This is a genomic window from Jeotgalibacillus sp. R-1-5s-1 (assembly GCF_004405105.1).
Lineage (GTDB): Bacteria > Bacillota > Bacilli > Bacillales > Jeotgalibacillaceae > Jeotgalibacillus.
The window spans coordinates 31,390-53,181 of record NZ_SORW01000003.1 but is presented as its reverse complement, the minus strand read 5'-3'; the positions used below and the strand labels follow the sequence as shown (position 1 = coordinate 53,181).

Annotated in this window: 28 protein-coding genes; 12 read left to right on the top strand and 16 right to left on the bottom strand. The window is 43.6% G+C overall.

Going from position 1 to position 21,792, the window contains the following annotated elements; translation table 11 throughout:
• Positions 1–30: 30 nt before the first annotated feature.
• From E2491_RS02880 to E2491_RS02870, 3 genes are all read left to right on the top strand, one after another.
• Positions 31–216: a YqaE/Pmp3 family membrane protein gene (locus tag E2491_RS02880; protein ID WP_134372395.1), complete on the top strand. Its 186-nt coding sequence runs from the start codon at positions 31–33 to the stop codon at positions 214–216.
• 77 nt (positions 217–293) lie between these two features.
• Positions 294–524, top strand: a complete 231-nt coding sequence (locus tag E2491_RS02875) for a DUF2164 domain-containing protein (protein ID WP_244093860.1) — start codon at positions 294–296, stop codon at positions 522–524.
• A gap of 82 nt (positions 525–606) precedes the next feature.
• Positions 607–864 carry a metal-sensitive transcriptional regulator gene (locus E2491_RS02870; RefSeq protein ID WP_134372393.1) on the top strand — a complete coding sequence of 86 codons (258 nt, stop codon included), beginning with the start codon at positions 607–609 and terminating at the stop codon, positions 862–864.
• A 33-nt stretch (positions 865–897) separates the two neighbouring features.
• Here E2491_RS02870 and E2491_RS02865 read toward each other — a convergent pair whose 3' ends face one another.
• Together E2491_RS02865 and E2491_RS02860 are read right to left on the bottom strand one after the other, a co-directional pair.
• Positions 898–1,167 carry a hypothetical protein gene (locus tag E2491_RS02865; protein WP_134372391.1) on the bottom strand — a complete coding sequence of 90 codons (270 nt, stop codon included), beginning with the start codon at positions 1,165–1,167 and terminating at the stop codon, positions 898–900.
• Positions 1,168–1,276: 109 nt separating this feature from the next.
• Positions 1,277–1,735: a hypothetical protein gene (locus E2491_RS02860; RefSeq protein WP_134372389.1), complete on the bottom strand. Its 459-nt coding sequence runs from the start codon at positions 1,733–1,735 to the stop codon at positions 1,277–1,279.
• A gap of 275 nt (positions 1,736–2,010) precedes the next feature.
• Here E2491_RS02860 and E2491_RS02855 point away from each other — a divergent pair, with 275 nt between their 5' ends.
• Positions 2,011–2,202 carry a DUF2187 family protein gene (locus E2491_RS02855; RefSeq protein WP_134372387.1) on the top strand — a complete coding sequence of 64 codons (192 nt, stop codon included), beginning with the start codon at positions 2,011–2,013 and terminating at the stop codon, positions 2,200–2,202.
• 479 nt (positions 2,203–2,681) lie between these two features.
• Here the strand turns inward: E2491_RS02855 and E2491_RS17425 are convergent, their stop codons facing one another.
• Entirely contained in the window at positions 2,682–2,846 is a 165-nt protein-coding gene (locus E2491_RS17425; protein ID WP_166805771.1) for a hypothetical protein, read from the bottom strand.
• The gene (locus E2491_RS02850) at positions 2,843–3,307 is read right to left on the bottom strand and encodes a GNAT family N-acetyltransferase (RefSeq protein ID WP_134372385.1); all 465 of its coding nucleotides are present in this window, start codon (positions 3,305–3,307) and stop codon (positions 2,843–2,845) included. Before E2491_RS02850 ends, E2491_RS17425 begins: the two co-directional genes overlap by 4 nt.
• 125 nt (positions 3,308–3,432) lie before the next feature.
• Here E2491_RS02850 and E2491_RS17700 point away from each other — a divergent pair, with 125 nt between their 5' ends.
• Positions 3,433–3,567 carry a hypothetical protein gene (locus E2491_RS17700; RefSeq protein WP_256369340.1) on the top strand — a complete coding sequence of 45 codons (135 nt, stop codon included), beginning with the start codon at positions 3,433–3,435 and terminating at the stop codon, positions 3,565–3,567.
• Positions 3,568–3,581: 14 nt separating this feature from the next.
• On the opposite strand, the gene E2491_RS02845 is transcribed toward E2491_RS17700, so the two are convergent.
• Entirely contained in the window at positions 3,582–4,007 is a 426-nt protein-coding gene (locus tag E2491_RS02845) for a pyridoxamine 5'-phosphate oxidase family protein (RefSeq protein ID WP_134372383.1), read from the bottom strand.
• A gap of 182 nt (positions 4,008–4,189) precedes the next feature.
• Between E2491_RS02845 and E2491_RS02840 the strand changes: the two genes are divergently transcribed.
• Entirely contained in the window at positions 4,190–4,903 is a 714-nt protein-coding gene (locus E2491_RS02840) for a hypothetical protein (RefSeq protein WP_134372381.1), read from the top strand.
• Between the two features lie 38 nt (positions 4,904–4,941).
• Here E2491_RS02840 and E2491_RS02835 read toward each other — a convergent pair whose 3' ends face one another.
• The 5 genes from E2491_RS02835 to E2491_RS02815 form a co-directional block, all read right to left on the bottom strand.
• Positions 4,942–5,406 carry a DUF4064 domain-containing protein gene (locus tag E2491_RS02835; protein WP_134372379.1) on the bottom strand — a complete coding sequence of 155 codons (465 nt, stop codon included), beginning with the start codon at positions 5,404–5,406 and terminating at the stop codon, positions 4,942–4,944.
• Between the two features lie 73 nt (positions 5,407–5,479).
• Complete coding sequence (locus tag E2491_RS02830; RefSeq protein WP_371414447.1) at positions 5,480–6,274, bottom strand: HAD family hydrolase; 795 nt, start codon at positions 6,272–6,274, stop codon at positions 5,480–5,482.
• A gap of 126 nt (positions 6,275–6,400) precedes the next feature.
• On the bottom strand, positions 6,401–7,147 hold the full coding sequence (locus E2491_RS02825; protein WP_134372423.1) for an amino acid ABC transporter ATP-binding protein: 747 nt from the start codon (positions 7,145–7,147) through the stop codon (positions 6,401–6,403).
• 15 nt (positions 7,148–7,162) lie between these two features.
• Positions 7,163–7,870, bottom strand: coding sequence for an amino acid ABC transporter permease (locus tag E2491_RS02820; protein WP_134372375.1), 708 nt, complete (start codon positions 7,868–7,870; stop codon positions 7,163–7,165).
• Positions 7,857–8,678, bottom strand: a complete 822-nt coding sequence (locus tag E2491_RS02815) for an amino acid ABC transporter substrate-binding protein (RefSeq protein ID WP_134372373.1) — start codon at positions 8,676–8,678, stop codon at positions 7,857–7,859. Before E2491_RS02815 ends, E2491_RS02820 begins: the two co-directional genes overlap by 14 nt.
• Positions 8,679–8,868: 190 nt before the next feature.
• Here E2491_RS02815 and E2491_RS02810 point away from each other — a divergent pair, with 190 nt between their 5' ends.
• Genes E2491_RS02810 through E2491_RS02800 form a run of 3 tightly spaced genes read left to right on the top strand, consistent with a single transcriptional unit; the run spans position 8,869 to position 11,241 of the window.
• Positions 8,869–10,278 carry an MBL fold metallo-hydrolase gene (locus tag E2491_RS02810; RefSeq protein WP_134372371.1) on the top strand — a complete coding sequence of 470 codons (1,410 nt, stop codon included), beginning with the start codon at positions 8,869–8,871 and terminating at the stop codon, positions 10,276–10,278.
• Between the two features lie 17 nt (positions 10,279–10,295).
• Positions 10,296–10,643: a rhodanese-like domain-containing protein gene (locus E2491_RS02805; protein ID WP_134372369.1), complete on the top strand. Its 348-nt coding sequence runs from the start codon at positions 10,296–10,298 to the stop codon at positions 10,641–10,643.
• A 16-nt stretch (positions 10,644–10,659) separates the two neighbouring features.
• The gene (locus tag E2491_RS02800; protein ID WP_134372367.1) at positions 10,660–11,241 is read left to right on the top strand and encodes a sulfurtransferase TusA family protein; all 582 of its coding nucleotides are present in this window, start codon (positions 10,660–10,662) and stop codon (positions 11,239–11,241) included.
• A 416-nt stretch (positions 11,242–11,657) separates the two neighbouring features.
• On the opposite strand, the gene E2491_RS02795 is transcribed toward E2491_RS02800, so the two are convergent.
• Positions 11,658–12,287, bottom strand: a complete 630-nt coding sequence (locus E2491_RS02795) for a DUF4166 domain-containing protein (RefSeq protein ID WP_134372365.1) — start codon at positions 12,285–12,287, stop codon at positions 11,658–11,660.
• A gap of 426 nt (positions 12,288–12,713) precedes the next feature.
• On the bottom strand, positions 12,714–13,748 hold the full coding sequence (rsgA, locus tag E2491_RS02790; protein WP_134372421.1) for a ribosome small subunit-dependent GTPase A: 1,035 nt from the start codon (positions 13,746–13,748) through the stop codon (positions 12,714–12,716).
• Positions 13,749–14,046: 298 nt separating this feature from the next.
• Between rsgA and E2491_RS02785 the strand changes: the two genes are divergently transcribed.
• Positions 14,047–14,553, top strand: a complete 507-nt coding sequence (locus tag E2491_RS02785; RefSeq protein WP_134372363.1) for a DNA topology modulation protein — start codon at positions 14,047–14,049, stop codon at positions 14,551–14,553.
• Here the strand turns inward: E2491_RS02785 and E2491_RS02780 are convergent.
• Positions 14,531–15,139, bottom strand: coding sequence for a class I SAM-dependent methyltransferase (locus tag E2491_RS02780; protein ID WP_134372361.1), 609 nt, complete (start codon positions 15,137–15,139; stop codon positions 14,531–14,533). The two genes, E2491_RS02785 and E2491_RS02780, sit on opposite strands and share 23 nt — an antisense overlap.
• Before the next feature lie 144 nt (positions 15,140–15,283).
• Between E2491_RS02780 and E2491_RS02775 the strand changes: the two genes are divergently transcribed.
• Positions 15,284–16,825: a BCCT family transporter gene (locus E2491_RS02775; protein ID WP_134372359.1), complete on the top strand. Its 1,542-nt coding sequence runs from the start codon at positions 15,284–15,286 to the stop codon at positions 16,823–16,825.
• Positions 16,826–16,964: 139 nt separating this feature from the next.
• A complete protein-coding gene (locus E2491_RS02770) occupies positions 16,965–17,774 on the top strand; it encodes a GNAT family N-acetyltransferase (RefSeq protein WP_166805770.1) in 810 nt (269 codons plus the stop codon).
• Positions 17,775–17,833: 59 nt separating this feature from the next.
• Here the strand turns inward: E2491_RS02770 and E2491_RS02765 are convergent, their stop codons facing one another.
• The 3 genes from E2491_RS02765 to E2491_RS02755 form a co-directional block, all read right to left on the bottom strand.
• Positions 17,834–19,351 (bottom strand): phytoene desaturase family protein, encoded by a 1,518-nt coding sequence (locus E2491_RS02765; protein WP_134372355.1) that lies wholly within the window; start codon positions 19,349–19,351, stop codon positions 17,834–17,836.
• A 17-nt stretch (positions 19,352–19,368) separates the two neighbouring features.
• The gene (locus tag E2491_RS02760) at positions 19,369–19,923 is read right to left on the bottom strand and encodes a methyltransferase family protein (RefSeq protein WP_134372353.1); all 555 of its coding nucleotides are present in this window, start codon (positions 19,921–19,923) and stop codon (positions 19,369–19,371) included.
• Positions 19,924–20,218: 295 nt separating this feature from the next.
• The gene (locus E2491_RS02755) at positions 20,219–21,676 is read right to left on the bottom strand and encodes a carbon starvation CstA family protein (RefSeq protein ID WP_134372351.1); all 1,458 of its coding nucleotides are present in this window, start codon (positions 21,674–21,676) and stop codon (positions 20,219–20,221) included.
• Positions 21,677–21,792 lie beyond the last annotated feature (116 nt).

Genomic DNA, 21,792 nt, shown 5'->3' with positions numbered 1-21,792 from the left:
ATGTTAGAAAAATGAAAGGCAGATGATATCATGTTATATATTTTGGCCATCTTTTTACCTCCACTGGCTGTCTTGTTCACCGGGAGGTTCGGATCCTTCTTATTAAACATTCTGCTGACAATCCTGGGATACATCCCGGGCCTTATACACGCAGTTATTGTGGTAAGAGATCAGCGGCACCGGAAAGAAATGGACCGCTACATGAACAAAAACTGAGCACGGCAAGAAGCACCGGCCTGTCCGGTGCTTCTTTTTTGAACGAAAAGCGTCAACTTTTTTGAAAAGGATTGATAATGATGAAAGATCCGTTTGCTTTTACTGCTGAGGATAAAAAAATCATGGTGCAAAAAATACAGGGATATTTTATGGATGAATATGAAGAGGATATTGGTCAACTGCGTGCAACCCTCTTACTTGATTTTTTATTAAAGGAAATTGGACCGGCTATTTATAATCAGGGTGTAAATGATTCACACCGTTTTTTTGCTGAGAAACTGGAAGACCTGTTTGAAATTCAAAAATAAGACATCGTTCTTTACAATCCCTGCGTCTCCTTATACGATAGAAATACAATTAACATTCACTATACTCAAAGGAGTTCTTTATATGAATTACGATAAACAACAGCTCAATCGCTTAAAGCGTGCTGAAGGGCAGATTAAAGGGATCATCCGTATGATGGAAGAAGGAAAAGACTGTAAAGATGTCATCACACAGCTTTCTGCTACAAGGACGGCACTTGATCGGACCATTGGCTTAATTGTTGCACGAAACCTTGAAGAATGTCTTCGCAATGCAAAAGAAGGCGAAGAATCCGCTGATTATATCAATGAAGCTGTTCAACTCCTGGTTAAATCAAGATAAAAAAGAGGCTGGAACCTTTCTCCAGCCTCTTTTTTATGCACCGGTTCGAATCCGGTCTTTATATCGTGCAATACTCTTTTCAACGCTTGCTGCAAGCTGTTTTTCTATACGTCTCTCCATCCACCTCGAAGTCAGTGAATGTAAAAACATAAGAATGACAAACGGTACAATGCTTATGTAAATGAGTTGCGAAAATCCCTGGAGGACTCCTTGCAGGATAAACCACCAGTAAACTAGGTAAATCAAAGTAAAAATGAAATTAATCCAACCGTCATGTGAAGATTTTCTTCTTTTTTTACTCATATATTCACCTGCCTATCCCATTTGGTAAGGACATTGTACCATTAATCGTCAGAAAATTCACACCTGTTTATGAAGATTCGACAAGTTACTTTTCCGACACCTTGAAAAGTCAGGCAACCGTGTTATAAACCTGTTCAAGATACTGAATGCTCTGACTTAGTGACACAAGCAATGATACCGCGACCACTACTGTCAGCACAAATAAGCCAAGTGCAATTAAATCCTTTACTTTATAGCCCTCTTCCTTACGATTCTGATAAGCAGGCCATATCCGCTGTACTAAATAAACAATAAAAATCCCGAGCGTCAAAACGAGAATCCAGGATTGAATCGCGCGGTCAACCTCATTTTGATAAAGTACATAACTGAGTGCTTCGTTATCCGCCACCTGATCCGTTACCTGCTCTTTTCCAAACACACCACGCTCAAGCGTAATCTGCTCCGTTTCTTCATTGTAAATATATCCGTAACCACCCGGATAAATATTAAATAAAACGGCCATCGAAATCAGCATGATAATGATGCTGTAGGCTCCTGCTGTATACCAGAAATACTTCTTACTCTTCATCTTAACCCTCCGTGAAAACGCCATTACGCTTCATTTTATCAGACCATTTTTAATAAAGTAAGTTAAATGGTCCACCATCTGAAAATCTTTTTTCGTGAAAATTACAGAAATTTCACCCTATTTAAGAATATTTATAGTAGAATACTTAAGTAATAATGGGGTATATAAAAATGAATGCGTGTACAGTTTAGAAAGTATAAGCATTTGAACGAAAAAAAGTCTGCGTTATAATAGAGCAGACAACCGGATACTTTACTTTAGGATATGGGGTGCTGATGATGACACAGGCAAATGTAGGTCAAAAAATTAAATTTACTCGCCACGGTTTTGATATAACGGGTGAAGTAACCAAAATTCTTGAGCGATCCGTCATTGTAAATATATCAGAAGAAGATGCGCTGTTACTGGATTATGGAACCAACTTCACCGTTGTGTCCCACGAAAATTATGAGATTATCGAAAAATAATCATACATGAACAGCCTAACACCCTGTTCATTCCCTACATTAAAAGCTGCCCTTTCAGGCAGCTTTTTCTCATTGTATTTGTCTACGTCAGAGTTTTTTCCTTTAAATGTTATTGATGGTTTATCTACAATCAAAGTGCCCAAAACACCCTGGGACTTCTTTGTCCTCGGAAAAGATATAACTGCGGTACGATTTTTTTAAATCATACAACAACAAGGAATTGAGATGGACAACCACCTAGGGCTCGACTCACCCGCAGACTCCTGTGGCGGAAAGGGACAGGTGAAACCATTGTGCGAAGCACAAGGGGTTCACCGCCCGGCCTTAGAAAAGCGGAGGCGACTCGTCCAGCCCCGACAAGCATAAGGCGAAGATGAAAAGAGGGCTGACTTTCGCCCTCGTTCATCTTTGACTTATGACCTCGAGGGGCTAGTCGCAGCAGCTAGACAACGGAGCGGAGGGTGAGTCGAGCCCGATTCTTATTTAACCTCTACCATCTCCTCATAATACTCCCCAATCCCCACTTCATCTATCAACCCAACTGACACCATCTCAGGATCAAAATTCGCAATCACAATAAAGATACCCAAAATCATCAAGAGTACAAACACGACAATCCCGATCACAATTTTATTTCCACTCATTTCACTTCACTCGTTTCTTCCACTTTCATCAGCATATCCACATGAGGAATGCCGTCATCAAGATACTCCTCCGAAGTCGCCTTAAATCCGAATGATTCATAAAAATCTCTTAAATACGTTTGAGCCTGAAGCTTAATTTCTCTCTCTCCCCACTCCTCTGTCATAATGTCAATAGAATGCTGGACTAACTGCCGTGCAAGCCCTCTGCCACGAAATTTCTCCGGAACAATGATCCGTCCGATTGAGGCGATATCATATTTGACGCCTTTTTCTAATAACCTTGAATAAGCAGCAAGCTCTCCATCTATTTTTAAGGACAAGTGCCAACAATCCGGATCATGCCCGTCAATTTCATGATACGCACATTCCTGTTCCACCACAAAAATGGCGTTTCTGGCCTGCAAAATCGTGTAAAGTTCTCGCGTTGTCAAATCGTCAAACTGCTTTAATTCCCAATCCATTCCGATTCCTCCGTTCTTTCATCCAATACATGAATCCATTATAATCAAAGAACACAAAACTTTCATGTACAGATGAGTGAAAGCCTTAGATGTTAATGATGAATGTATTCATAAGGAGGATTTTTATGGATTCAGCCATAGACTGGATATATCAGCTCTTAATCGGAGCCGGCCTTATTTTCATATTGGGTACCGGTCTGATTTTTATGCTGCTCCTGCAAAAACAAAAGAATAAGCATCCTGACGATGATCACCGTTAGGATGCTTATTCTTTTTACTGATCAAGCTCAAGCGTTTGCGGGTCTTCACCCGAATTCATCAGGCGTATAGATGTCGGTTCAATTTCCAGCACAACATATTTCGGGTCATCCGGGCCTTCGAACCAATTTGAAAACCGGTCATTCCAAAGCTTATGCCTGATCTCCTCTGAATCCCTGATGACAGCGGTGCCTTCAATTTCCACGTAGGAATCTGCGTAGCCTTCCCCATCATATCCAAGAAGAATATGTACAAAAGGATTTTCATCGATTTCCTCAGCTTTATGTGTCTCGCTGCTTGTTGGTGTATGAAGAACAAACCCCTCATTATAAAATGTCATATAGCGCGAGTGCGGACGTTTGTTTTTAACCGTGGCAAGTGTTCCAACCTTATTATTTTCGAGTACGCTCAAAATATGATCTTTTAATTCCTTTTGATTCATGCCAAACATCTCCTTTTTTATCGTCTGCTTATAGTATTTCCACGAAAAGGGAGATTGAAAACATAACAGTGTTTTTTAACACCATCTTTTGCGATGAAAGCAAATCTGTGTCATCATAAAAAAAAATACGCAGGATAATTTCACACAGCCTGTCATGATATTTCAAAAGGAGCTGTCACACCATGACCGACGCATCTCTGTATAAGATCATCGAAGAAGCATTGCCGATAAAAATCGGCCATCCGCAGGCAGGACCAGCGTGGAACGTATCAGACTGGCTTACGGGGAACGCCGATGCAGATATCAAAAGCATACAGTCTGTGCAGAATGCATCAAAGATGATGACAGCCGGCTCCCTCGCGATAAAAAGAACCGCCCATACAGTGATTGCCGCTTTACTCGCTTATTATAAAGAAGGTGTGCAATGGGACTTATCTGAATCAAACGTGATCATTGCACATGAAAAAGAGGCACCGCTTTGTTTGAGAGTGTATTTGAACCATACCGTCTCATATGCAGAGAGAATGGATCAGAGCGCATTTATGAGACGGCTTTATTTTGACTGGTGCAAACCGCTAATTTTATCAGTTTCTGCGGTTTCCAACGTTAATAAGCTCGTCTTATGGGAAAACATCTATATTTATATTCGTTCATTTTACCTCAAAACGGCTCCACAGCTGGAAGGGCTCGTTCAGCTGGACTGGCAGAAAGAACTGGATGAGCTGACTCATGAGGATTTTTTCGGGATTGACGAACCGAATCCCTTTCATCATCTTCATCACTTTAAAGCCAAACGGGTTATGGAAGACGGCAGCCGGGTCAGAAGTACATGCTGCTATAAGGTGCAGCTGCCTGGAGGTAAAAACTGCAAAACGTGCTGCCAGCTTAAAGCATAAAAAAAGTGCCCGGAGTCTCCCGGGCACTTTTTTATCGCTTATAAAGGTCTCATCTGGTCATCTTCCTGATAAACCGTTGTCTGTTCAACTACCTTCGGCTTGCGTGCAAAACACATAATTCCTGCGATCAGGAATAGAAGCGCCGGCAACCAGCCTAACAGAAGCGTTGCCACTCCTACAAGCAGCGCACTGGCAATGAGAAGACTACCTGCAAGCTTTGGCTTTTTATTGCGTCTCATGGCAAATAATGCAACAAAGCTCAAAATAATACTAATGACCACAACAATATTAAAAGCAGCACCAAGGCCGTCAATTAAATCGAACAGCTGTTGTGGTGTGAATCCTGCTTCTGCTAAGGCAGGATCAGACTGAAATTGCAATTCAAATTCCTGACGCGCGATTGGGTCATTTAACAAAGCGATGAAAAATAATGCCCCGCCAATCATAAAAAAGTTAATCACAATACCAATAATCGTCAACACACCTTCAGCGGTACGTTTCATTATAAAACCTCCTTAAAATATGTATGGAATAATTTCCTTTCCCCTTTTTTACGGCTGCTTACACTTAAAAGTTTCAAAGAACGGAAAAAATTTCTTTCAGGCGGCTGATCGTGTGCGTCGGCTGTCCGTCAACGTCCTGCTGCGGGGAAGCTGAAGGATCGTGCCGGATCCAGACACTTTCAATACCTGAACGGTTTGCTCCGAGAATATCGGTTTTCAGATTGTCTCCAATCATCAGAACGTTATCCGGAGCCTCCTCTGTCAATCTTAGGGCATGATCAAACACAGCTTTTTCCGGTTTCCCTTCTCCGACGTTTCCTGAAATCACGATGTGTTCAAAATACGGCACGAGCTCCGGGGTAATCCGAAGTTTTTCCAGCTGCAGGGAAGGTGCACCATTTGTGACCATGACAAGACGGTGCTTACGCTGTTTCAGCTCCTCTAACACATCAAACGTTTCTTCGTATAAGAATGGAGAAGCTTTCCGGTATTCAATAAATTTATCACGAAATGTATCACTCTCCCCATTAACACCAAGGTTGTTAATGGCGGTTTTCCAGACGAGCCTCTGATAGCCGGGCACTTCCTCCCCCATCTTCCTGAAGCCATGATGAATCGCATCCCCAAATTCACCCCAGAGTCCTTCAAAGGGATTGATACCGATTTTCTTCGTAAACTCATAACTTGAAAGCCTGCTATAAAGCTCAGGGGCCACTTTTCTCACTTGCGCGACAAGCTCACCTGAATCAAGTTCGTACCGTTCTGCTGCATCATCAGCCGTTTTCCCGAGGGCTGTATCAATGCTTTTTTTATCCCATAAAAGCGTGTCATCTAAATCAAAAAACAGTGTTTTCGGCAAAACGCTCACTCCTTCACAATGGTTTTATTCATTGTCACAAAATTCAGGATGAAAAGCAATAAACGCAATAAACGAACGACAGCTGTTTTACCAAAATAAAAAGACCCAATCCGCAGATCAGGCCTTCCAAACATATTAAGACGGGTTCAACACCCGGTCCAGAAACTGTTTCGTTCGTGCTTCTTTTGGAGATTTTAAGATCTCTTCCGGTGGTCCCTGTTCGACGATCACGCCACCATCAATAAACATCACGTGATCTGCGACATCCTCAGCAAACTTGAGCTCGTGTGTCACAACAGCCATCGTCTGTCCTTCCTTCGCAAGCTCACGCATTACGCTCAGTACTTCCCCCACAAGCTCAGGATCAAGCGCAGAGGTCGGCTCATCAAATAGCATGAGTTCAGGTTCAATCGCCAGCGCACGGGCAATCCCTACACGCTGCTGCTGTCCGCCTGACAACTGGTGAGGGTATAGGTGCATTTTTTCAGCCAGTCCCACTTTTTTCAACAGTTCTTCTGCTTTTACGCGAACCTCTTCTTTCTTTTTCCGCTGGACAATCACCGGGCCCTCCATGACGTTTTCAAGCGCGGTTTTGTGTGGAAATAAGTTATAGGATTGAAACACCATCCCGGACTTTCTGCGAAGCTTTAAGATTTCTTCTTTTTTCGGTGAACGGGCAAAATCAAGTTCAAATCCGTCAGAAAATGAAAAGGTTCCCTTATTCGGCATTTCAAGTGCATTCAGACAGCGCAAAAAGGTTGTCTTCCCTGAACCGGAAGGACCGATAATCGCTACAACATTTCCTTTAGGAATCTCCAGATCGACTCCACGTAAAACGTCGAGATCACCAAATGACTTATGAAGATTTTTCACACTGATCAGCATCATTGTCCCTCCCTATTTTGCGACATAACGATCCAGCCTTTTTTCAATTCTGCCTTGTATAATCGATAGAATAAAGCAGATGATCCAGTATAGAAGTGCTGCTGTTAAATAAAGCTGCAGGAAATCATACGTCCTTGCTGCAATTTCCTGAGAACGTCTGAACAGCTCCACCACCAAGATTTGAGAGGCAAGGGAAGTATCCTTCACCAGACTGATAAACGAGTTTGATAAAGGCGGAATCGATACCCTTGTTGCCTGAGGTAGAATAATACGGAACAGCGTCTGACGATACGTCATTCCGATTGTGTAACCAGCTTCCCATTGTCCTTTAGGAACTGAAAGTATCGATGCACGGATAATTTCTGAAGCGTAAGCACCTACATTTAGTGAAAAGGCAATACAAGCGCTCGGAAAAGGATCGAGCACAAAGGCATTCCCAAGGTTCGGAAGTCCGTAAAAAATAATAAACAGCTGAACAAGCAGAGGCGTTCCACGGATGGCTGATACATACACGCGTGCAATGCCAGCGAGGATCTTACTTGTTGAAATACGTGCCAATGCTGTCAGGACAGCAATGACCAGACCACATGCAAAGGAAATAAGAGTAAGCGGAATCGTATTTTTGATTCCGCCTTCAATCATCGGTCCAAGTGAGGACCAGAATAAGTCCCAGTCCACAATTGGAGCCGCATTATTTATAATCAGTTCATTGAGAAACATCTTCGCCAAACCACTTCTCAGAGATTTCTGCTAATGTTCCATCTTCCTGCATTTCTTCAAGGTGTTTATTGAACTCTTCTACAAGCTCTACATTTCCTTTGCGGAACATAAATCCACTTTCTGCAACATCGCTTTCTTCAGCAGCAATTTTAATCCCTGCATCCGGCTGCTGCTTCTGGAAATCAAGAATCGCAAGCTTATCATTTACCGTCACTTCTGCACGGCCTGTTTTAATCAGTTCAATCGCCTGCGCCAACCCTTCAACCTGTACAAGCTCTGCGCCATATTCGGTCGCGATATCAGCGTAGTTACTTGTCAGTGACTGTGCAGATTGCAGTCCTTCAAGATCTTCAAACGATGCAACATCAGCATTTTCTTCAGGTACGACTACGACTGCTGAAGATAGTGTGTAAGGAATTGAGAAATCATATTCTGCCAGTCGGTCTTCACGGATCCCCACCTGATTGGCAATGACATCAAAACGCTCGGAATTTAAACCCTCGAACATAGAATCCCACTGTGTCTCCATGTATTCAATTTCGACACCCATACGCTCTGCTACTTCATTCATGACCTCAACGTCATAACCTGTCAATGTATCTGACTCATCGTGAAATGTGAAAGGTGCATACGTCCCTTCCGTTCCAACTTTAATGACTCCTTCTTCCTGGATCTGTTCTAAAAGAGTCAGATCCTCTGAACCCTCACTGCTACTTGATCCGTTCGTGCTGCTTCCCTCATCAGTTGAACCACAGGCTGCTAAAAGTCCCGCTAAAGCAAATGCTGAAAATGCAAATCGTTTCTTCAAAATGAAAACCACCTATTCTTATCGGATTTATAAACATACGCATGATTGTACTCCGATTCGTTAAAAATGTAAATAACTTTTTCAAACTTTGTTCTTGCTTTTATGTAATGAAGATGATTTAATACAAATATACCCCACAGGGTATTAATCATAAATAATTTCTGTGACTATTCAAGGAGGAGTGTAACGTATGTTATTCCGTTCTTATTTTGATGAAAAACTTGCACAATATTCATATCTTGTCGGTTGTCAGCGCACAGGAGAAGCCATCCTGATTGATCCGCCGCGAAGCGTTGAAGCCATACTGGCGGATGCCAAAAAAGAAGGACTTTCCGTTTCTGCTGCTGCGGAAACACATATCCATGCAGACTTCGTGTCAGGCGCACGGCAACTTGCTGAAAAACATGGTGTAAAGCTTTACCTTTCTGATGAGGGGGATGAAAATTGGAAATATCAATATACAGATAATCTTAATGTAGAGCCGGTAACAGATGGTAGCACCTTCAAGATCGGAAACATTGAATTCAAGGTGCTGCATACTCCGGGTCATACCCCTGAGAGTATCTCTTTTATCCTGACAGATCAAGGTGGCGGCGCAGACAAACCAATGGGCATTTTTACAGGAGACTTTGTCTTTGTTGGAGATATCGGCCGTCCGGACCTGCTTGAAAAAGCTGCCGGGGCTGCAGGTACAGCCGAAAGTGGAGCAAAAGCGATGTTTCAATCTGTCCAACGATTTAAGGAACTGCCTGATTATCTGATGGTATGGCCTGGCCACGGTGCAGGAAGCGCCTGTGGCAAATCACTTGGTGCTGTGCCGCAATCAACAGTCGGCTACGAGAAGCAATTCAACTGGGCGATGAAAGAGACAAACGAAGCTGCATTTATTGAAGAGCTACTGAAAGACCAGCCTGAAGCACCAGCTTATTTTGCTGAAATGAAAAAGGTCAACAAACTTGGCCCAGCCGTTCTTGATAAGGCAAACGTTGAATGGTTTGACAGTGCAGACGACCTGGCAGCTTTCAGTCAACAACCAGGAAACATCGTGATTGATACACGTCCTTCAAAAGAAGCTGAGAAAGGACTGGTGCCAGGCTCCATCAATATCCCATTTGGAAAGATGCTGCCGAACTGGGCTGGCTGGTTAATCAACTACGATGAAGATATTGCACTCATCGTCAAACCTGAACAGGCTGAAGAAGCTATCCAGACACTGCAGTCCATTCATTTAGACCGCATCGTTAAGCTTGCTGATCCGGCACTCATAGCTTCTGTTGCAACTGAAACATACACATCTGTTGATACGGAAGCATTTGCAAAGCTGAAAGATGAAATAGACTATCAGGTCATTGACGTGAGAAATGACAGCGAGTGGAAAAATGGACGAATTGAAGGAACCGAGCACAAAATGCTTGGCCACTTACGAAAAGAAGGATCAAAACTGGATCCAAATAAACCGGTACTGATCCATTGTCAGTCAGGCGCACGCTCTGCGATCGCAGCAAGTGTCATGCTTGGTCTTGGCTATAAAGACGTGACGCACCTGACCGGAGGATTCAATGCATGGTCAAAGAATCGTCCTCAGGAAGTACTCGTGTAATGGAGGGCTCGTCATAAATGGAATGGATCTTAATCGGAGCCGTTGTCCTCTTTTTTATCTGGCGTATGATGCCTGCTAAAGGAGTCAAGACGATCTCAGCAGACGAACTGAAAACATTAAAAAAGACAAAGAATTCCCAGTGGATTGATGTGAGGACCCCTGGAGAATTCAAAGCGCGCAACATGAGAGGGTTTCAAAATATACCATTAGGGAGTCTGCCCCAGCAGGCATCCTCGTTAGATAAAAACAAAGAAGTCGTCCTGCTGTGCCAAAGCGGAATGAGAAGCACACAGGCAGCAAAAGTACTAAAAAAACAAGGTTTCACACGCATTGTTAACGTACGCGGCGGAATGAACCAATTATAAGGAGTGTTTTGAATCAATGAATGCTGATCACAAACTGGATGCCAAGGGACTCGCCTGCCCGATGCCAATCGTACGCACTAAAAAAGCGATGGCTAACCTGCAGGAAGGAGAAATTCTTGAAATCATTACAACAGATAAAGGCTCAATGGCTGATATCCCTGCATGGTGTAAAAGCACAGGAAATGAATATTTATCAGGTTCCGAGGATGGAAACGTTCAAACTCATTATGTAAAACGTGCTGTACGGAAAAAAGTTGCACCTGTCGGAGATGTAAAAACCATTTCTAACGAAGAGCTGGAATCAACATTAAAAACGGGTCCGGTTATCTTACTGGATGTACGTGAGCCTGAGGAGTATGCAGGTGGTCATATTCCCGGCGCCCATTCAGTACCGCTTGCACAGGTGGAGCAGTATATAGCGGCGATTCCTGAATCAGAGCCGGTGTATGTGCTATGTAAATCAGGGATGCGCAGTCAGATGGCATGTGACAACCTGATGGTGAATGGACGATCCAATATCATCCGCGTCGCACCGGGGATGAGTGAGTGGAATGGCCCGATTACGAGTGAACTGCTGGCGACGGCGGGGATGAAATAATATAAACCGGGCCGGACTCATCCTTCCGCGGCCGGACTGTGAACCCGTACGCACCAAGCTGTCTCACCTGTCGCTTTTCTGACGGAAGAATCTGCGGATGCGTCTGGTATTAGCAACATCTAATTGATTTGAGAAAATAGAACAGGACCCTGTATCCCCTTTTTCACGGCTGCGTGATGAGGGGATACAGGGTCCTATTGTTTATATAAAAAGTATTTTTATTGAGTAAGTGTGGAGTAGGAAGCTGTACTGGGCTTGTTAGTCTCCGCGCATAGGTCAATTGGTACAATTCTCCGAAAGTGATGCGGGATTTTGTGAAACGAGCCAAAAATCCTTCGAAACATCCTTGAAATTCCGCGAACATCAGCTCACATTCTGCGAACCCTGTCCATTATTTTACGAACCTGTCCCCGCGATCAACCCACCTGCGGGAATCTCATCCTCACAGTCCCCTTGTAGGAGAGAATTGTGCCGAACAGAGGCTGATAAATATGAATGTGGACGTCGAACAGGTCTTTTTCCTGGTTGTATTCTTCTATAACTGTTGCTTTCACGCCAAGAAAAGATGGTATTTTAATGACATTGCCAAAAAGGTGGGCCGTCATGGTTCTTGAGGTCAGCAGCATGCCACCTGTTTTCGTAACTTTCAGGTCAAGCGGCAACCGGACAATTCCCCATTGGTCAGTCAGATTATCGACTGTATCCGGTGAATCTCCTTCTTTCATTTCATCGTGAAAATAGCGGACGGTTTTTGGAAACCGGAATGTTCTTTTCCATGTCATACTTTCTTTCCCTCGATGATCTATATATGCCTTATTTTCCATGTAAAAAGGGATTTCATCTCCGCGCTCCGGAAAAGCGAAATTAAGCTTCGTGCCAAGAATCGATACTTTTCTGACCAGTAAAGATCCTCCTTTAATTTCATGCATGGTTCCTTCTGTGATGACCATATAGCCGGACTCGCTATGGAGGGCGTATTTCTTTTGAAGATCAGGGTGCATCTGGTTAAACTGTTCTCCGATGGCCTTTTCAAACATTGATTTCATCTCAGGTCCTCCTGATAAGTGAAATGGGTATTATCAGTATAGCACCGCAATCGTTATTTCAAGAGAATGTGTGTGTTCGTTTATTGCTTCATCTGTTTTTAGACATTTAACCTTAGAGACGTGGGAGTGACATCCTTCGCGGCTGTGGCCTGGCGGTGAGTCAACTTGCGCTTTGCGCTACATTGGCTCACCTTTCGCGTCTCTGCCACAGGCGTCTTCGGATGTCACTTTTCATCTAGAGGCAGTCTCGTTATAAATGAGGATTGTTAAATAACATTAAATAGTTGTTAAATAACGTCCGGGAGTTGTCTAATAAGCTAAAAGAGTTGTTATATTACGCTCAAGAGTTGTCAAATAACCAAAAAAAGTTGTCAAATCACCCTTCCCGTCTAGCTCAAAATAAAAAATCCGGCCGAAGCCGGATTTTTAACGGTAGTGCGCTTTTTGCTGCTGGGAAATTTTCTTCCACTTCTTTTTCTCCAGGAGCTGTTCTTTTTTATTTGTTTTACGCTCCAGGTAAGCAAGCTCTCTCTGCAGTTTGACATAGCTGTCGAATCGGGATTGATCTATTTCGCCATTATTTATTGCCCGGGAAATAGCGCAGCCTGGTTCTGATTCGTGATGGCAGTCCCTGAACTGACATTGTTCAGCAATCTGTTCAATGTCCTGAAAGCTGTGGGACAGACCGCTTTCTGATTCCCAAAGCTGCAGCTCTCTCATCCCTGGTGTATCAATAATTACTCCATGTTCAGGAAGTAATAGCAGCTCTCTGTGTGTTGTCGTATGCTTTCCTTTTCCGTCATCTTCCCTGATTTCGTGGGTCAGCATCCGCTCTTCTCCAAGCAGTGAATTGATAATGGAGGACTTCCCGACACCGGATGATCCCATGACAGCGATCGTCATTCCCTCTTTGATGTAGGATTTCACCTCTTCAATACCGGTACCATTTTTCGCACTTGTGATCGTGATCGGTACACCCATGGCAACCGATTCAGCCTCAGCTAACTTCTCATCCGGATCCAAGCATAAGTCTGCTTTAGACAAAATCACGACTGGATTCGCACCACTTTCCCATGTTGAAAGCAGATAACGCTCGAGACGTCTTAAATTAAAGTCCTGATTTAATGCCATAACTAGAAAAACAGTATCGATATTCACAGCCACTATTTGTTCTTCAGTAGTATCTCCTGGTGCCTTTCGTGAAAACTTCGAGGTTCTCGGCAGAATTTCATGGATTGTCGCTTTTCCTTCTTCCGGGCGGATGTCTGCCATCACCCAGTCTCCGACAGCAGGATAGTCTTCACGTGAAATCGCCTGGTGTCGGAATTTCCCTGAGACTTCACCAATTAATAACCCATGTTCCGTTTGAATACGGTAAATGTGTTTATGCTCCGTAATAATTCTGCCTGGAGTCAGTTCTGTTTTAAAAATTTTATTTTCCCAATCCTGATTCCAGCCCATTTTTGATAATAAAGTTGTCAATGTAATTCCTCCTGATTTTTCAAATATAAAAAAGCCCGCTAATTTGTGAATGTACACAAACCCGCGGACTTCTGATTTGAAAAATAACAGAAGAATCCTATTCCTGAATGGAAGACCTCAAATGGTCATACGGGTTGTGTACGTTTAAGACAATGATCATATATACGCTGTTTGTCATATTCAACACACCCTTTCCATTTACTTCTTTTTTAGTATAATTGAAAGCGCTCCATCTGACCAGCACTTTTTATATATTTATTAAAGGAGGATTTGTTTAATGAAAAAGATTCTGATTATCGGATCCGGCGGTGCCGGGAAATCGACCATAGCCAGAAGGCTTTCAAACATTTTAAGCATCCCGGTGTATCACCTTGACGCTTTATTCTGGAAACCCGGCTGGGAACAGAGTGACCGGGAGGAGTTTCGTCATAAAATACAGGACATTATGATGCAGAAAACATGGATACTGGACGGAAACTTCAACAGCACGATGGAGCAGAGGCTGGAAATGTGCGACACCGTAATTTTCCTGCACTACTCACGTTTCGTCTGTACAAGTCGCGCAATCAAAAGAAGGCTGCAGTATGCCAACCGCTCCCGTCCGGATATGACAGAGGGCTGCAAGGAAAAACTGGACATGGATTTTTTGAAATGGATCTGGTTTTATAATGACCGTCATGCTCCTGTTGTCATGGATCGCCTGAATAAAACAGATGCCAGGATCATTATTCTACAGTCACCATCTGAGACTGCCAAATGGCTTAATGATCTCTCTTCCTTTTAAAAGCAACAGCTGCCACGGCAAGCTCAGGCCAAAATCTTCTGTAGGAAAGAGTCACATGCTCAAATCCTGCTTTTGTAAGACGTTGATATAGTTCATTACCCATCATGCGGGTCAGATTCGGACTTGCTGTATCTTCACGTGGCTGCATCGTAATAACAATCCTTCCATCTTCCTTTAATGCATGATACAGCTTTTTCAGTCCCTGATCAGGATCTTCCCAAATGGTAAAGTTGTTAACGGATAAAATTTTGTCATAATAATTTTCAGGCAGATGAATGTGTTCAACCTTACCCTGCATCACTCTTGCCTTCCCGCTTTCGATGGATTGCTCCAATCTTTTCCCCGCCTGTTCCGCCATTGCCGCAGAAGCATCAATACCATCAATGGTGATATTTTTCTTAATGATCTCTTTCATACATGCACCCGGCCCATAGCCGATTTCAAGAATTCTTTCACCGTTTTTCACATCAAGACAGCCCGCAGACCAGCGATTCAGCTTTTTGTTTTCCTTTGACATAATGTATCCCGCCACTTTCCCCATTGCACCTTTTGGACGGCTGAACTGTTTAAAAAAGGGAACACTCATCCTCGCACCTTCTCCGTTTAAATTTTGATAGTTTATTATTGACTGATTCTCTCCAATTCAAACACATATTTTCCGTTTAATGAGAAGCCCTACAGGGAAATAAGGACTAGAGCACGTAAACATTCAACTACGAAAGGAGACAACATGAAGAAAGAAAAAAAATCACTTGGACTCGTTTTTTATGTATCAGCTGCCATCATTACGGTGTTAGTGCTGATTGGAGCATTCCTTCCTGCACAGTTTTCTGCGGGTGCGAATGCTGCGTTCGGATTCACAACAGAATCATTTGGATGGCTATATTTATTGGCGGTATTCTTTTTTGTTTTATTTCTGCTGTTTTTAGCGTTGACCAGATATGGAAGGGTCAGACTTGGAGGTGATGATGATCGTCCTGAATATCCGTTCTTCACCTGGATCGGAATGCTGTTTTCAGCAGGCTTTGGCGTCGGTCTCGTATTCTGGGGAATCGCTGAACCAATGAGCCACTTTTTCACTTCTCCTGAAGCATCAACAGAGCCTTTAACTGAACAGGGCGCCAGACTTGCCATGGCTTACTCCTTTTTTCACTGGGGAATCAGCCAGTGGTCCGTGTTCGCTATTGTCGGATTGATTATTGCTTATTTTCAGTTCAGACGAAAAGAGAACGGGCTGATTTCGACCAGTCTGTCACCTTTGGTTAAAGAACGCTCCTACAAAAAACCTCTGAATCAGACGATTGATATCCTGGCTGTCATAGCCACTGTTATGGGTGTCGCTACCTCAGTCGGGCTCGGTGTCCTTCAAATTAACGGGGGACTTAACAGCGTGTTTGATGTTCCGAATAACGGAGCCACGCAATTGATCATCATGGTGGTCCTTACTGCCCTCTTCATCATTTCCACAACTACAGGGATCGATCGTGGAATTAAATGGCTGAGTAACGTGAACCTTGGTGTTGCGTTACTGTTAATGCTATTTGTTTTTTTCGCTGGTCCTACTGTTTTTATTCTCGAAACCTTTGTTTTAGGTCTCGGAGACTACATTACGAATTTTGTCCGCTACAGCTTACGTCTGCAGCCATATCAGGGTGGAACATGGGTGAATGACTGGACCATTTTCTACTGGGCATGGGCGATCGCCTGGTCACCGTTTGTTGGAGCGTTTATTGCCCGCGTATCAAAAGGCCGTACAATCCGCGAATTTATTGTAGGTGTGTTAATTGTTCCTCCGGTTATTGCCATTCTGTGGATTGCAGTCTTTGGTGGAACTGCGCTGCATCTGGATTTATTTCAGGGGACAAATATAGCTGAAGCCGTTAATGATGACATTACAAGCGCATTATTCGTAACATTCAACGAGCTGCCGCTTTCATTGGTTCTTTCAATCCTGGCCATTTCGCTTATTTTCACCTTCCTGATTACATCTGCTGACTCTGCCACATATATCATCAGCAGCATGACAACAACAGGTGGACTGAATCCCCCGCTGATCGTCCGCATTATTTGGGGCGTACTGATTGGAGCCATTACACTTGTCCTTCTCGTTGCGGGTGAAAATGGACTCGAAGCCCTGCAGACAGCCTCATTGGTCTCAGCACTGCCATTTACCATCATCCTGATTCTGATGGTCTATACATTGTTCAGGCTTTTGCGAAAGGAGTTTCCTGCTCCTCCTATTCGAAAAGCGAAGAAGAGAAGTGGTGAGTAAGAAGTTGATGAGACTGGAGATGATGGCACATTGCGATCATCTCCAGCTCTTTTTTATAAGTGATTCATAGTGAAATTCATCTTTTTAAGCTATTCTGATAAAAGAACCGTTCATTATTATGAGTAAAGTAGGGATCATCATGTTAAAGAAAATTACTGAACTGAAAACACTTTGTGAGCAAACGGATGGAGTCCAATTAAAACTGAACGAGGATACCATACAATCAGGTGAAGGTGTTAAGATGTTTTATCACTTTAAAGGTGATGAACTGATCGCTTATCTGGGCGTTTATTATTTTGGCTCCGTAGGCGAGGTTTGTGGAATGGTTCACCCCGATTACAGAAGACAGGGTCTTTTTTCAGCTCTGTTCAAAGAAGCCTGCGATGCGGTACCTGATATGGGCATTAAAACAATGCTGCTGAATACTCCGGCTCAATCCGAATCAGGGCAGGCATTCGTTAAATCGGTAAAAGCCACTTATAAAATGACGGAATATCAAATGAAGTGGGAACCACAGATCATTCCTGCTGCTTCAGAGGCAGTATCAATCCGTCAGGCTGAAGAAAAAGATCGTCAATTCCAAATCAAGCTCGATGCGAAAGGCTTTTCCGTGCCGGTGGAGGACGCTGAACAATTTCTGAACGCAGAACGCAACGATCCTTCCACCATCACTTATATCATTGAGTGGAATGGTGTACCGGCCGGAAAAATCCGAATCCATTCAAACGATGATCAGAAATGGATTTACGGATTTGTAGTCTCATCAGATCTAAGAGGAAAAGGGATTGGCCGAAATGCATTGCTTCTTGTTCTGAACCAGCTTCAGCAGGAAAATGCTGAGGTACATCTTGAAGTTGAAGCTGAGAATAAAGGTCCTTTAAAGCTTTATGAGTCATGTGGATTCAAGGTTTACCATGCCCAGGATTATTTTAACTTTCCGCTGAGCTGACGTTAAGGAAGCAGGAACATAAAAAAGAAGCCGGAGAGAAATCCCGGCTTCTTTTTCAATCACGCGTGCTTCACTTTTGAATTGACTAATGTACCCTCTTCATTTCTCTTAATTAAATCGGCTGTCAGCTGACCGGATAACGTGACCATTGGCACACCGCCACCTGGATGAGTTGAGCCACCTACGAAATACAGGTTTTCATACAGCTCACTCTTGGCAGGGATTTTAAATCCACCATTCTTTTTCTTGTCAGACGCAATGCCATAAATTGAGCCGCCATTTGGACCGTAAAGCTCCTCAAGGTCTTCCGGTGTAAAGCGGTACTCAAATTCAATGGAGTCGCGCAGCCCTTTTGCTCCCATTCGCTCAAGCTTGTCCAGAACAAGCTCACGGTATTCTGCCCAGTCATATTTGCCCTGATCACCTTCTTTAAGAGGCGGGACGTGTGTAAGAACGAACAGATTGTCTTTTCCGGCAGGTGCCTGTGAGTCATCTGAGCGGGAAGAGATTCCTACATAGACCGTTGGATCATCTGAAGGTATACCCTTTTCGAAAATATCACTGAATTCCTTTTCCGGGTCTTCTGAGAAAAAGAAATTGTGATGCTTCAGGTTTGTGAACTGACGGTCCACGCCAAGAAGAAGGACAAGTCCTGACACGCTTGGTACGAACGTTTTATTCAGCTTTTTCGCTTCTTTTTTACCTTCTTTGTGCGGAACAAGGTTGCGATAGGCAGGGATCGCTTCCAGGTTCGAAACAACGATATCGGCTTCATGAAGTGTACCATCAGTTGTTCTGACTCCTGTTACTGTTTTGCCTTCGAACACAAGATGATCAACAGGAGAGTTCAGCTGAACGTCCACGCGGAGTTCATCAAGAAGCTTTTTCATCCCGATCGCAATATTATACATGCCGCCTTTTACATAATGAATACCCAGACCCAGCTGGACGTAAATGAGCTGGTTCAAAATAGCCGGAGCCTGATATGGATTGGAACCAACGTACATCACAAAGAAGTTAAACAGCTGTTCCAGATGCTTATTGTTCAACTTTTTCTTCGTTCCTTCCGCCACTGTATTCAGCGGGTCCATAGACATTAAATCTTTTAGCGTATGATATTTTTTCAGATCTTTTAAATCTGCAAGACTATATTTATAAAAACTCTTCATACAGAGGTCGTACATCTTTTCTGAATAGTTGATGAGTTCACTGATGCTGGCATCTGTGTTGCCACTCACTTTTTTCATTTCATCAATCATGGTAGGAAGATCGCTCGTGACATCCAGCTGGACGCCATCTTCAAAGAATGTCCGCCACTGGGGCTCAATTCTCTCGATCGTTATGTAGTCCTCAATCCGGCGGTGTACACTTGAAAACAACTGCTCAAGTACCCACGGCATCGTCAGAATAGATGGTCCTGTATCAAACGTAAAACCTTTTCCTTCACGGCGATTCAGCTTACCACCCACGTTACTGTTTTTCTCAATAATCTTCACGTCGTACCCGTCAGCTGTTAATCTGATTGCTGCTGACATACCTGCTAAACCTGCACCAATAACCAATGCTTTCTTCTTCATTCTGCCACTCCCCTTTTTCAATATATAAATGGAATCAGCCTGTACCGGCTTTTCATCCATTCTTGATACTCTGGTCCAAACTGCGAAATCAGCAACTTCTCCTCATATTGAATCCGGTATAAAAGTGTGAAAAGTAAAGCAACGGAACCGAATGCGGCGGCTATCAGACTCATGAAAAACAGCGTCATGCCGATACCGATTAAAAAGAGACCGGTATACAGCGGATGTCTCAGCTTACGGTAGGGTCCTGAGCTGACGATACGGTCCCCCTCGCGGACGGTTACATGACGTGTAAACTGCGCTTTTAGATGAAGAATGCCCCAGTAGCGCAGGAAAACGCCTCCCGCAAAAAGAATGAGACCTGTCCATCTCAATGCTGTTTCCAGCCCGCTTCCTCTCATCTCCTGAAGTGTGAGTGCAAGAGCGATGGCACCGAGCAGACTTCCGAGAATGTAGAAAAAAGACCGCGTTTCAAGCGGATCACCTTTTCCGGTGCCTCGGTTCCGGAAGAATATAAATTCCCCCACCCATGCGGCACTGACAAGGATGAAGATCCATTCTGCTATAGACATTGGCCTCTCCCCCCGCTCCTTTAAATATAAAGAATTTTCAGACTTAATACAATGAGGAATTATTGCACATATTCCTGTTATTGCCTACTTCATGTATAAAAAAACCTCCCTTCATCAGAAAGGAGGTCATACGGGAAAATATTTATGGGTCTAGTGCAAATCAGAGGAACGTTAAGGCAGTATTCCTCAAAACAGGACAGCAACTGGATCATTATTCGTCACTGTACTGTTTTGAGGAACCTTTCAGGCGACACAACCTGAAAGGCCTCTATATTAAACCCTAAACTCACATTTTTTATGCAGTCTGATCAAACTCGTCATCCACTACGATCGGACGAAGACCTGAATCGTTTGCTGCCAATCTTGCCTTTACTGTATAGAAGAAAGCAACAATGGCACCGATTGTGATGAGAGCTGCTCCTGCATATGAGACTTCAATCGGCAGTCTGAGGCCAATTTCAGCATTCAGGATATACGTAAAAGTAGCCATTGTGATAAAGGCCGCCGGTACAGCTGCAATCCAGAAATTTTTACGCTGAAGTGCAAGGTACATCGCACCAACCCAAAGCGCAATCATCGCAGTTGACTGGTTCGCCCAGGAGAAGTAGCGCCATAGAATATTGAAATCAATCTGAGTTAACACAACTGAGATCACAAAAAGTGGAATCGCAATCCAAAGTCTGCTCATAATCTTCTTTTGTCCAACCTTAATATAATCCGCAATAATCATACGTGCACTTCTGAAAGCTGTATCGCCTGATGTAATAGGCAGTACGATAACCCCGATAATCGCAAGCGTTCCACCAATTGCGCCAAGCGTTGTAATCGATACTTCACGAACGACTGCAGCAGGACCGCCTGCAGCAAGAATTTCATTTAGATCCGCACCATTGAACAGTGCCATACCGGCAGCTGCCCAGATCATCGCGATAATCCCCTCTAGAATCATCATGCCGTAGAAGATTTTTCTTCCCTGGCTTTCTTTCTGTGTAGTTCTTGAAATGATTGGCGACTGTGTTGCATGGAATCCTGATAAAGCTCCACATGAGATTGTCAGGAATAATAACGGGAAGATCGCCAGTCCACCCGGATGCATGTTCTCTAATGTCATTTCCGGAATCGGGTGCCCCTGAACGACAAGTGCTCCACCGACTCCTATCGCACTGATCAGAAGAAGAGCACCAAAGATCGGATAAAGACGTCCAATGATTTTATCAACCGGAAGCAATGTGGCAAAAATATAATACAAGAATATCGCAGCAATAATTACGCCCATTGTAATCCAGGCCGGCGTCAGGTCTGCGATCAATGCAGCCGGTGCCGTGACAAAAACGGTTCCGACAAGTACAAGAAGTAAAATGGAGAAAGCATTTACTACGTGCTTGAAGGCCTTACCTAAAAATTTTCCTGCAAGCTCGGGAAGGTGAGCCCCTTTGTTCCGGATTGAAATCATACCGGTCAGATAATCGTGAACCGCACCGGCAAAAATACAGCCGAATACAATCCATAAAAACGCAACCGGACCGTATAATGCCCCCATAATCGGACCGAAGATCGGTCCAACCCCAGCGATATTTAACAGCTGGATCATGGAATTTCTCTTTGTATCCATCGGTACATAGTCCACGCCATCCGCATGGGAATAAGCAGGTGTGAGGCGCTGTTCTTTTACCCCGAATACTTTCTCTACAAATTTTCCGTACGTAAAATACCCAACAATTAAAATAGCGATAGCGACGAGAAATGTAACCATCTGTTGTTTCCCCCTCACGCATTTTGTATACGCTTTCATTTTAGCGGGAGAGAGCCTTTTTGAGATCAAATATGGATAACATGTTTGTATAAAAGTCTGAAAAGTAAAAAATAACG

What these genes read in the sequence shown, in the direction of transcription:
- E2491_RS02880 (WP_134372395.1), top strand. Translation starts at nt 31, where the DNA reads ATGTTATATATTTTGGCCATCTTTTTACCTCCACTGGCTGTCTTGTTC.
- E2491_RS02875 (WP_244093860.1), top strand. Translation starts at nt 294, where the DNA reads ATGATGAAAGATCCGTTTGCTTTTACTGCTGAGGATAAAAAAATCATG.
- E2491_RS02870 (WP_134372393.1), top strand. Translation starts at nt 607, where the DNA reads ATGAATTACGATAAACAACAGCTCAATCGCTTAAAGCGTGCTGAAGGG.
- E2491_RS02865 (WP_134372391.1), bottom strand. Translation starts at nt 1,167, where the DNA reads ATGAGTAAAAAAAGAAGAAAATCTTCACATGACGGTTGGATTAATTTC.
- E2491_RS02860 (WP_134372389.1), bottom strand. Translation starts at nt 1,735, where the DNA reads ATGAAGAGTAAGAAGTATTTCTGGTATACAGCAGGAGCCTACAGCATC.
- E2491_RS02855 (WP_134372387.1), top strand. Translation starts at nt 2,011, where the DNA reads ATGATGACACAGGCAAATGTAGGTCAAAAAATTAAATTTACTCGCCAC.
- E2491_RS17425 (WP_166805771.1), bottom strand. Translation starts at nt 2,846, where the DNA reads ATGAGTGGAAATAAAATTGTGATCGGGATTGTCGTGTTTGTACTCTTG.
- E2491_RS02850 (WP_134372385.1), bottom strand. Translation starts at nt 3,307, where the DNA reads ATGGATTGGGAATTAAAGCAGTTTGACGATTTGACAACGCGAGAACTT.
- E2491_RS17700 (WP_256369340.1), top strand. Translation starts at nt 3,433, where the DNA reads ATGGATTCAGCCATAGACTGGATATATCAGCTCTTAATCGGAGCCGGC.
- E2491_RS02845 (WP_134372383.1), bottom strand. Translation starts at nt 4,007, where the DNA reads ATGAATCAAAAGGAATTAAAAGATCATATTTTGAGCGTACTCGAAAAT.
- E2491_RS02840 (WP_134372381.1), top strand. Translation starts at nt 4,190, where the DNA reads ATGACCGACGCATCTCTGTATAAGATCATCGAAGAAGCATTGCCGATA.
- E2491_RS02835 (WP_134372379.1), bottom strand. Translation starts at nt 5,406, where the DNA reads ATGAAACGTACCGCTGAAGGTGTGTTGACGATTATTGGTATTGTGATT.
- E2491_RS02820 (WP_134372375.1), bottom strand. Translation starts at nt 7,870, where the DNA reads ATGTTTCTCAATGAACTGATTATAAATAATGCGGCTCCAATTGTGGAC.
- E2491_RS02810 (WP_134372371.1), top strand. Translation starts at nt 8,869, where the DNA reads ATGTTATTCCGTTCTTATTTTGATGAAAAACTTGCACAATATTCATAT.
- E2491_RS02805 (WP_134372369.1), top strand. Translation starts at nt 10,296, where the DNA reads ATGGAATGGATCTTAATCGGAGCCGTTGTCCTCTTTTTTATCTGGCGT.
- E2491_RS02800 (WP_134372367.1), top strand. Translation starts at nt 10,660, where the DNA reads ATGAATGCTGATCACAAACTGGATGCCAAGGGACTCGCCTGCCCGATG.
- E2491_RS02795 (WP_134372365.1), bottom strand. Translation starts at nt 12,287, where the DNA reads ATGAAATCAATGTTTGAAAAGGCCATCGGAGAACAGTTTAACCAGATG.
- rsgA (WP_134372421.1), bottom strand. Translation starts at nt 13,748, where the DNA reads ATGGGCTGGAATCAGGATTGGGAAAATAAAATTTTTAAAACAGAACTG.
- E2491_RS02785 (WP_134372363.1), top strand. Translation starts at nt 14,047, where the DNA reads ATGAAAAAGATTCTGATTATCGGATCCGGCGGTGCCGGGAAATCGACC.
- E2491_RS02780 (WP_134372361.1), bottom strand. Translation starts at nt 15,139, where the DNA reads ATGAGTGTTCCCTTTTTTAAACAGTTCAGCCGTCCAAAAGGTGCAATG.
- E2491_RS02775 (WP_134372359.1), top strand. Translation starts at nt 15,284, where the DNA reads ATGAAGAAAGAAAAAAAATCACTTGGACTCGTTTTTTATGTATCAGCT.
- E2491_RS02770 (WP_166805770.1), top strand. Translation starts at nt 16,965, where the DNA reads ATGTTAAAGAAAATTACTGAACTGAAAACACTTTGTGAGCAAACGGAT.
- E2491_RS02765 (WP_134372355.1), bottom strand. Translation starts at nt 19,351, where the DNA reads ATGAAGAAGAAAGCATTGGTTATTGGTGCAGGTTTAGCAGGTATGTCA.
- E2491_RS02760 (WP_134372353.1), bottom strand. Translation starts at nt 19,923, where the DNA reads ATGTCTATAGCAGAATGGATCTTCATCCTTGTCAGTGCCGCATGGGTG.
- E2491_RS02755 (WP_134372351.1), bottom strand. Translation starts at nt 21,676, where the DNA reads ATGGTTACATTTCTCGTCGCTATCGCTATTTTAATTGTTGGGTATTTT.